The organism is Priestia koreensis (assembly GCF_001274935.1).
Classification (GTDB): Bacteria; Bacillota; Bacilli; order Bacillales; family Bacillaceae_H; genus Bacillus_AG; species Bacillus_AG koreensis.
The window spans coordinates 52,058-60,159 of sequence record NZ_LILC01000027.1 but is presented as its reverse complement, the minus strand read 5'-3'; the positions used below and the strand labels follow the sequence as shown (position 1 = coordinate 60,159).

Annotated in this window: 9 protein-coding genes; 7 read left to right on the top strand and 2 right to left on the bottom strand. The window is 40.5% G+C overall.

Features of this window, described 5'->3' with window-relative positions:
* Nucleotides 1–393 precede the first annotated feature (393 nt).
* Nucleotides 394–1,194, top strand: a complete 801-nt coding sequence (locus AMD01_RS18905; protein WP_342667005.1) for a Cof-type HAD-IIB family hydrolase — start codon at nt 394–396, stop codon at nt 1,192–1,194.
* Nucleotides 1,195–1,229: 35 nt separating this feature from the next.
* Here AMD01_RS18905 and AMD01_RS18900 read toward each other — a convergent pair whose 3' ends face one another.
* Nucleotides 1,230–2,006: a 3-hydroxybutyrate dehydrogenase gene (locus tag AMD01_RS18900; protein ID WP_053403012.1), complete on the bottom strand. Its 777-nt coding sequence runs from the start codon at nt 2,004–2,006 to the stop codon at nt 1,230–1,232.
* 346 nt (nt 2,007–2,352) lie between these two features.
* Here AMD01_RS18900 and AMD01_RS18895 point away from each other — a divergent pair, with 346 nt between their 5' ends.
* From AMD01_RS18895 to AMD01_RS18885, 3 genes are all read left to right on the top strand, one after another.
* Entirely contained in the window at nt 2,353–2,904 is a 552-nt protein-coding gene (locus tag AMD01_RS18895; protein ID WP_053403011.1) for an NAD(P)H-dependent oxidoreductase, read from the top strand.
* 227 nt (nt 2,905–3,131) lie between these two features.
* Nucleotides 3,132–3,518 (top strand): hypothetical protein, encoded by a 387-nt coding sequence (locus tag AMD01_RS18890; RefSeq protein ID WP_245638982.1) that lies wholly within the window; start codon nt 3,132–3,134, stop codon nt 3,516–3,518.
* Complete coding sequence (locus AMD01_RS18885; RefSeq protein ID WP_053403009.1) at nt 3,515–3,994, top strand: hypothetical protein; 480 nt, start codon at nt 3,515–3,517, stop codon at nt 3,992–3,994. The genes AMD01_RS18890 and AMD01_RS18885 overlap by 4 nt, the downstream gene beginning before the upstream one ends.
* 47 nt (nt 3,995–4,041) lie before the next feature.
* Here the strand turns inward: AMD01_RS18885 and AMD01_RS18880 are convergent, their stop codons facing one another.
* The gene (locus AMD01_RS18880) at nt 4,042–4,980 is read right to left on the bottom strand and encodes a magnesium transporter CorA family protein (protein WP_053403008.1); all 939 of its coding nucleotides are present in this window, start codon (nt 4,978–4,980) and stop codon (nt 4,042–4,044) included.
* 332 nt (nt 4,981–5,312) lie between these two features.
* Here AMD01_RS18880 and nagA point away from each other — a divergent pair, with 332 nt between their 5' ends.
* Genes nagA through AMD01_RS18865 form a run of 3 tightly spaced genes read left to right on the top strand, consistent with a single transcriptional unit; the run spans nt 5,313 to nt 7,983 of the window.
* The gene (nagA, locus tag AMD01_RS18875) at nt 5,313–6,485 is read left to right on the top strand and encodes an N-acetylglucosamine-6-phosphate deacetylase (RefSeq protein ID WP_053403007.1); all 1,173 of its coding nucleotides are present in this window, start codon (nt 5,313–5,315) and stop codon (nt 6,483–6,485) included.
* Nucleotides 6,486–6,509: 24 nt separating this feature from the next.
* Nucleotides 6,510–7,268 (top strand): glucosamine-6-phosphate deaminase, encoded by a 759-nt coding sequence (gene nagB, locus AMD01_RS18870; RefSeq protein WP_053403006.1) that lies wholly within the window; start codon nt 6,510–6,512, stop codon nt 7,266–7,268.
* The gene (locus AMD01_RS18865; RefSeq protein WP_053403005.1) at nt 7,255–7,983 is read left to right on the top strand and encodes a GntR family transcriptional regulator; all 729 of its coding nucleotides are present in this window, start codon (nt 7,255–7,257) and stop codon (nt 7,981–7,983) included. The genes nagB and AMD01_RS18865 overlap by 14 nt, the downstream gene beginning before the upstream one ends.
* Nucleotides 7,984–8,102 lie beyond the last annotated feature (119 nt).

Genomic DNA, 8,102 nt, shown 5'->3' with positions numbered 1-8,102 from the left:
GGAACATACGAAACAAGCACCTTTTCAAAGAGAAGCATACTTTAAGGAGAAATCCAAGGAACGGTCTAAAATTGACGGGAAGAATAGCGAATGAAAGCATAGACACGGGTATGATGTAGTCATCGGGTATCGTTGGCATGGAAATGCAGGGGGCCATTTTTACCGTCAACTTAAAAGAATGTTAAAGCTAATGAAGGAAAACTAGGGAAAAAGAACGAAGAAAAAGCCGAAGATTTTCATTGGCCTCGCTCGGTGTCTGTTCTATTTTTATTTTATGATACAAATTTTCGCCAGGCTCAATCAAAAATGAAAAAATATTTAAAAAAGGGTTGATCTGAAATGCATTTCATACCGTATGCTTTGAATTAAGAACGACGATAAAGGAGATCAATCATGAAAAAAATTGTATTTTTCGATTTAGATGGAACGCTATTGACGCATCAAAAAACGATTTTAGAATCGACTAAGCAAGCCATTCGGTTATTAAAAGAGAACGGCGTATACGTAGCGATTGCGACAGGCCGCGTGCCAACTACTTTTCAATGGATTCGAGAGGAATTAGATATTGAATCATACGTATCGATCAACGGCCAATATGTTGTCTTTGAAGGAAAGGAAATATACGAGAATCCTGTAGACAAACAATGGCTACACGAGCTAACGCAGAGAGCAACGGAAAAGGGTCATGCGGTAGGCTATTGTAATCATGAACATGTGAAGGTCAATGAACCTGGAAATCCAAACATTGAAAACAGCTATGCTCACTTAGATATTAACTATCCAGAGATTGACGGAACGCTGTATCAACGAGCACCGATTTATCAAGCTCACTTATACTGTGATCGAGCGTCTGAGAAGTGGTATGTGGATCAATATCCAGCGTACAAATTCGTTAGATGGGGCGATTATGCGCTTGATGTTCTTCCGGCAGGAGGGTCAAAGGCGGTTGGTATCCAACAAATGCTGAAGCAGGTTGGTATTAAGCTAGAAAACAGCTATGCGTTCGGAGATGCATTAAATGATATTGAAATGTTGGAAACGGTTGGTACAGGGATTGCCATGGGGAATGGTGTTCCAGAAGCCAAAAAAGCAGCTGACATGGTGACGACATCCTGTGACGAAGATGGCATTTTAAACGGATTGATTGCTGTGGGGTTATTGCCTGAGAGCGTGAAAAAAGAAAAAACAGCGTAAACGAAAAAGGGAGCGGATGACCGCCCCCTTTTTTCTTATTGAGCCGTATACCCACCGTCGATTACGACCGCTTGTCCCGTCACTCCTTTTGCTTTATCACTTGCTAAAAACAGAGCGTAGTCTGCGATTTCTTCAACATCTAGTAAGCGCTTTTGAGGAACTAACGGATAAATAACGTCTTCTAGTACGCTCTCAAGCGGAACATTTCTCGTTTTTGATAAATCTTGTAGCTGGTTGCGGACAAGAGGCGTATCTACATAGCCGGGTGCAATCGCGTTGACGGTGATGCCATGTTCAGCTCCTTCAAGCGCAGCGACTTTTGTGAGACCAATTACCCCGTGTTTGGCACTATTATAGGCAGCTTTTCCTGAGAAACCAATTAGACCATTAATAGAAGCCATATTAATAATACGTCCAAATTTTTGTTTTTTCATTGCTGGGAACACGTGCTTAATCGCCATGAACGGGGCGACGAGCATAATTTTTGTGAGTAGCTCAAATTTTTCAGTTGGAAACTCTTCAATAGGTGAAACAAACTGCATGCCAGCATTGTTAATCAGCACATCGAGCTGTCCGTAGCGTGATACCGTTTCATCAATCATGTTGGTAATATCCTGTTCGCTTGTTACGTCTGCTTTAATCCCATAGGCGTTAAAGCCTTTTGAAGAAAGCTTTTCTGCAGCTTGTTTGACACCATCTTCGTTCAAATCTGTTAAAACAACGGTTGCGCCGTTTTCCGCAAACTTTTCCCCAATTTGATACCCAATTCCTTGAGCTGCTCCTGTAATTAATACTACTTTTCCATCAACCATCCTCTTGTCCCCCTTCAAACAAATGTATGTATAGAGCCTGGATTTATCCAGTTTATACCAAATTAAATGGAAATCTTTTCTCCATCATATCAAAAAATAGGATGAATAGGCTAAAAATATCCACTAATGTTCTACCTCGTCAGAAGAAAAATGAAACGTTTTGATCGGAAGAATGGATGATAAAGAGAAAACCATCCCTCGTTCGGCAGGCACCAGATGGTACGTAACAAACCAATAAGTACCTAAAGCACTTTATAGTGTCTACTTCTCAATGAAAGAATGTTCCTTCATTATAAAGAGAAAGCTATGAGCTAATAGCGATTTTGTGAAGAAGGAGTGGAGAGTTGTGAAAAATATTTTAATCATTAATGGACATGAAGCTTATAAAAAGTCCAAAGGAACGTTAAACCAAACGATTTTTGAGGAAATGAGTGAGCTGCTGAAAAGTAAATTTGAGCTAAAACAAACGATTGTGGATGATCACTATTCCGTTGAAGAAGAAATTGAAAAATGGAAGTGGGCAGATATGATTATTATGCAAACACCTGTTTACTGGTTCAGCATTCCAGGGAAGTTTAAGCACTATATTGACGAAGTGTATATGGATAATATTTTCTTCAAAGGCTCCACGCGCTATGGACAAGGTGGTCAATTCACCGATAAACAATACATGTATTCTTTAACGTGGAACGCACCGGAGGCAATTTTTGACAATCCGAATGCGTTTTATGAAGGCAAAAGCCTTGATGAAGCGATTTTCCACCTTCATAAAATGAATCAATACATTGGTATGAGCCCACTGCCAACATTTTCGATTCATGACGTGGTGAAAAATCCAAACATGGATCATTTTAAGGCTAAATTAAAACATCATCTTGAGGAAGTATTTGAAATTTAATGTTTTTTAAGGAGTAAAAGAAGTCCTGTTCGACAAGCAGGGCTTCTTTTGTCGTCTTTGACAGAATGTAAAAAACGATAAAAGACTCTGTTTTATTTCATAAATAGAGATTTTGTTCTATGAAAGATTAGGACTATTGGTTGCAATTGTCGTTTTTAGTCGAAAAATGTAAAAAGTAAAGGTATAATTCATTATGAATCATTTACAGATTGTACAAAGGAGGATTTATGATGGGGGTACTTATCGCTATCTTATTTGCTGTGGCTATTATACTGTTGCTGTTATCATTTCGTAGAACGAGACAGTCGCATTCGCAAATGGAACAAAATTTAGAACAAATGACACTATCGTTTGGACGAGAGGTCAACGATCTGCAAGATCGTATTCGGGAAGTAGAGCTAGATTCAGCTATTACCGCACATCAATCAAAAGCATGGGACTTAGAGTCAGAAGAGCGAATTGTTCTTCGTGAAATGCTTGATATGAATCAGCGTGGGTATTCATATGAAAGTATCTCACGTAAGATCAAAACGTTCTCACCGGAGCAAGTGGAAGATCTTTTATCACCGTATGATAAAAAGAAGAAAGAGGAAAGGAGCTTTTTGACACAATGACTCCTAATACGTTACGCAGCTTTGCCGGTGGTCTCCTTGTAGCAGCAACGGCAATGAGTGCTGTCTATTTCTTTGGTCCGCAGTCCGAAGCTTCCAATAGTAAAAAGGAAGAAACAAAGGTTTTATCAGAGAGCGAAATGAAAGCAGAACTAGAGGAGAACGGGTTCGTGGTGCAAACACAGGCTGAATGGGATCAAAAGCTAGCAAGCACTCAAAAAGCGCCTGTACAAACCCAAACGCCTAAAACGGAAACAGCGCAAAAAGCGACGGCTTATCGAACGATTGTGAACGTTTCCTCAGGGATGACTGCTGTTGATGTTGGTACACAGCTTCAGCGGGCGAAAATTGTTCCGAGCGGCTTCAAGTTTTATAAAGAGGTGGAGCGTCGCGGCGTAGAAAACAAACTACGTCCTGGCACGTATGTCGTTCAAAGCGATATGACAACGGAAGAAATCATCGCCGTAATTTTTAAATAATTGTATACATAAACAAAGCCGCTTGGAGAGGTTCCAAGCGGCTTTGTTTACATATATCGTTTTTTCCGAAGAATCAGGGCCGTCAAGCTGGATAAAATAATAGAAATAACGAAAGTAAGCCAAAATGCATGCGGCGAGTCTGACATCGGTAATTTAACATTCATACCAAAGAAACTAAAAACAATGGTAGGGAATGAAAGCATGATGGTAATGGTTGTAAGAAACTTCATCGCAATATTTACGTTGTTGTTAATAACGGAAGCGAGGGTATTCATCATGCTGCTTAAGATCGTGCTGTACGTTTGAGCCATTTCAATGGCCTGCGTATTTTCAATAATTACGTCTTCTAATAAGTCACGGTCTTCTTCATAGATTTTCACATAGTTAAAGCGCATAAGCTTATCAAGTACCGTTTTATTCGCTTTAAGAGACGTCGTGAAATAGACCAAACTTTTTTCAATACCTAAAAATGCATACAGCTCTTTATTTTGCATCGCTTTATGAAGCTGTTTTTCCACTTTATCTGTTTCTTTGTTAATGTGTTTGAGATAACGTAAAAAGTAAGTAGAAATAATGTATAAAAGCTGAAGCGCGAAGCGGGTCTTTTTATTTGTATAAAATTGTTTCATCTTACTGTGCTTAAACACTTCTAAAATAGGCGTTTCTTTTAGCGTAACGGTAATAAAGTAGTCATCGGTAATAATCAGACCGATTGGGATGGTTTCATAAACCGTTGAACCAGCTTCATCTTGAGTAACATAAGGATAGTCAACGATAATTAAGACGTGATTATCTTCCTTTTCAATACGTGAACGTTCTTCATCATCAAGAGGGTCACGAAGGAAGTCGATGGGAACATTAACGGTTTCAAGTACTTCGTTAATTTCCTCGTTGGTTGGATTCACGAGGCTGATCCAGGAGCCATTTACTATTTGATTCATTTGTTCAAGCTTGCCATCGGCATTTGTTTTGTAAATTTCTAACATTCTATTACCTCCTCGAATTAAACAGAGGAAGCTAACGACTCAGTAAAAGAGTGCTGGTGAATAACAACTTGATGTCTTGTACTGATTACATGAACTTCCTCGATACATATGACCGGATCAGGCTCCGAGCTACGACTATTCAACCAATATCACTCCTTTCCGTGTTATAAATCATTATTAATCATATATGTAAGTATATGATGTTACAAGCGTTTTTTGTGCATTGAGCGCAATGAACCAAATATCAAGAAAATTCATATTTTTAACTGGTATAGACAACTATATATTGAGTTGTTACAATAAGTAAAAGAGTCGATGAAAGGATTTAGAGAATGAAAACGTTATTAAAAAATATAAAAGTGTATGCCGAAACAGAAGAAATAGAAAATGGATACCTTCTTATAGAAGAAGGTAAGATTAAGGAGTATGGTTCCTACGAAGCATGCCCCAAAGATGAAGCCGTTGATCAAACGCTCTCATTTCAAGGAGAGCATAGCGTTCTACCAGGGTTTATTGATGTTCACATTCATGGCGCTAACGGCGCAGATACGATGGACGGGGCGCCGGAAGCTCTTGAGAAGATGGCAGAAGCTCTTCCAAGAGAAGGGACCACAAGTTTTTTAGCTACAACGATGACGTCCTCTAGTCAGGCGATTGAGAAAGCGCTAGAAAATGTTTCAACGTACAAAAAACGTTCTCAACGAGGAAAGGCTGAGGTGGTAGGCGTTCATCTTGAAGGGCCATTTATTTCACCAAATCAAATCGGAGCACAGCATCCTGATCATGTGCAGAAACCTAGCGTATCACTATTTAAAAGATGGCAAGCTTTAGCAGAAGGGCATATTAAGCTTGTGACGCTAGCTCCTGAAGAAGAAGGCGGAATAGAGCTTGTAGAGTACCTCCATTCCGAGGGAGTTATGGCCTCCATTGGTCATTCGCATGCCACATATGAACAGGCGGTTGGGAGCTTCAAAGCTGGTGTGAAGCATGCGACACATTTATTTAATCAGATGCGAGCTTTTCATCATAGAGAGCCAGGTGTTGTAGGAGCTGTTTTACTTCACGATGACGTTAAAGCAGAACTGATTGTTGATGGCATCCACTCCCATCCAAAAAGCGTGCAGCTTGCTTTTCAAAATAAGGGATCTCAAGGCCTACTCCTTGTTACAGATGCGATGCGTGCGAAGTGCTTGCATGACGGAGTATACGATCTAGGTGGTCAAGATGTTATTGTTCAAAATCATAAAGCGACTTTAGCAGACGGTACGCTAGCAGGAAGTATTATTCGGCTGAGAGATGCGGCGAAAAACATGATGACGTTCACGCATTGCTCCGTAAAAGACATTGTTCAAATGGCAAGTGTCAATCCTGCCAAGCAGATCGGGGTTTATAATCAAAAGGGAAGTATTCGAGAAGGAAAAGATGCGGATTTAGTGGTTGTAGACGGAGAATTTAACATTGTCATGACGATTTGTCGTGGTGAAGTTGCGTATTCGAGCAATTAACAAGATGTTACTGGAGGCGATCAGATGAAAGTCATAGCGGTTCGTGATTACAAGGAAATGAGTCAAACGGCAGCAAAAACAATCATTAGATTAGTGAAGGAAAAGCCTGATGCTGTTTTAGGGTTAGCAACAGGTGGTACAGTTATTGGGGTATATGATGAGTTGATTTCAGATTACGCGAGAAACGAAACAGACTACGGGCACGCTCATTCTGTCAATTTAGATGAATATGTTGGCTTATCCTCTGATCATCCGCAAAGCTACCATTCCTACATGAATGAGCACCTGTTTCAGCACATTAATTTGCCCCCTGAACATTGTCATGTTCCACAAGGAGACGCCGAAGACCCCGCGCAAGAAGCGAAGCAGTATGATCAGTTAATTGCTGAGTTAGACGGAGTGGACCTTCAACTGCTCGGAATTGGTCGCAACGGCCATATTGGATTTAATGAGCCAGGAACGTCATTTAGCTCTCATACACATCTTGTGGAGTTAACTGCATCAACGAGAGAAGCGAATGCACGTTATTTTACAAGTATGAATGAGGTGCCTACACACGCTATTACAATGGGAATTGCGTCGATTCTAAAAAGTAAACGAATCGTTTTACTTGTGTCAGGAGAAGCAAAGGCAGCTATTTTAGCCGAGGTTCTACAGTCTGATGTGACGACGTCTATTCCGGCAACGGTTCTAAAAATGCATCCGGACGTGACGGTTATTGCCGATCAAGATGCGCTACAAGTAGTACGACAAAAAGGATTGATGGAATATGTTCACGATTAAAAAAGATTCACCCGTACCGATTTATTTTCAAATTGAAGAGGGGATTAAAGAAAGTATTCAAAAGGGAAGTCTAAAGCCAGGTCACCTTATGCCTTCAGAACGCGAGTTTTCTGAACGGTTTGAAGTAAGCCGCATGACGGTCAGGCAGGCTATTACAAATCTCGTTAACGGCGGCTATTTAGTGAGGCAGAGGGGCAAGGGGACCTTCGTCGCTAGTCCTAAATTTGATCGTTCTTTGCAGGGGTTGACAAGCTTCTCAGAGGATATGCGATCAAGAGGCATGACGCCTAGCTCTCGGCTTATTAGCTTTTCGATGATCAATGCCTCACAGCAATTAGCGGATCGTCTGATGATCGATGTGAATGAGGAGGTATATGAGATTAAGCGCGTCCGCTTAGCAGACGGTATACCGATGGCCTATGAGGTATTATATATGGCCGAAAGTCTTGCGCCAAGTCTTGAGAAAGATAAGTTGTTAAGCTCTTTATATGACTATGCGCAGCAAGATTTGCAGCTTCATATTGCAAAAGGGAAGCAGGTCATTGAGGCCACTAATGCGACGAAAGAAGAAGCAGACTTGCTAGAAATTAATGAGGGTGATTCACTTTTATTAATTGAGCGACAGGCCATTCTGAGCAACGATCGACCCTTCGAATTTGCTCGATCTCTCTACCGAGCAGATCGCTATAAATTTAGTATTGAAATTAACAGATAGGTACAAAACCCCATTTGAGCAGGGGACCGAAAATGGTAGGATCGGTACTTAATAAAAACTGAATAATTTGATAACTTTAAAATGAGCCAGATAATGGCAAAAAGAGCGTACGGACAAGC

What these genes read in the sequence shown, in the direction of transcription:
- AMD01_RS18865 (WP_053403005.1), top strand. Translation starts at nt 7,255, where the DNA reads ATGTTCACGATTAAAAAAGATTCACCCGTACCGATTTATTTTCAAATT.
- nagB (WP_053403006.1), top strand. Translation starts at nt 6,510, where the DNA reads ATGAAAGTCATAGCGGTTCGTGATTACAAGGAAATGAGTCAAACGGCA.
- AMD01_RS18880 (WP_053403008.1), bottom strand. Translation starts at nt 4,980, where the DNA reads ATGTTAGAAATTTACAAAACAAATGCCGATGGCAAGCTTGAACAAATG.
- AMD01_RS18905 (WP_342667005.1), top strand. Translation starts at nt 394, where the DNA reads ATGAAAAAAATTGTATTTTTCGATTTAGATGGAACGCTATTGACGCAT.
- AMD01_RS18890 (WP_245638982.1), top strand. Translation starts at nt 3,132, where the DNA reads ATGATGGGGGTACTTATCGCTATCTTATTTGCTGTGGCTATTATACTG.
- AMD01_RS18900 (WP_053403012.1), bottom strand. Translation starts at nt 2,006, where the DNA reads ATGGTTGATGGAAAAGTAGTATTAATTACAGGAGCAGCTCAAGGAATT.
- AMD01_RS18885 (WP_053403009.1), top strand. Translation starts at nt 3,515, where the DNA reads ATGACTCCTAATACGTTACGCAGCTTTGCCGGTGGTCTCCTTGTAGCA.
- nagA (WP_053403007.1), top strand. Translation starts at nt 5,313, where the DNA reads ATGAAAACGTTATTAAAAAATATAAAAGTGTATGCCGAAACAGAAGAA.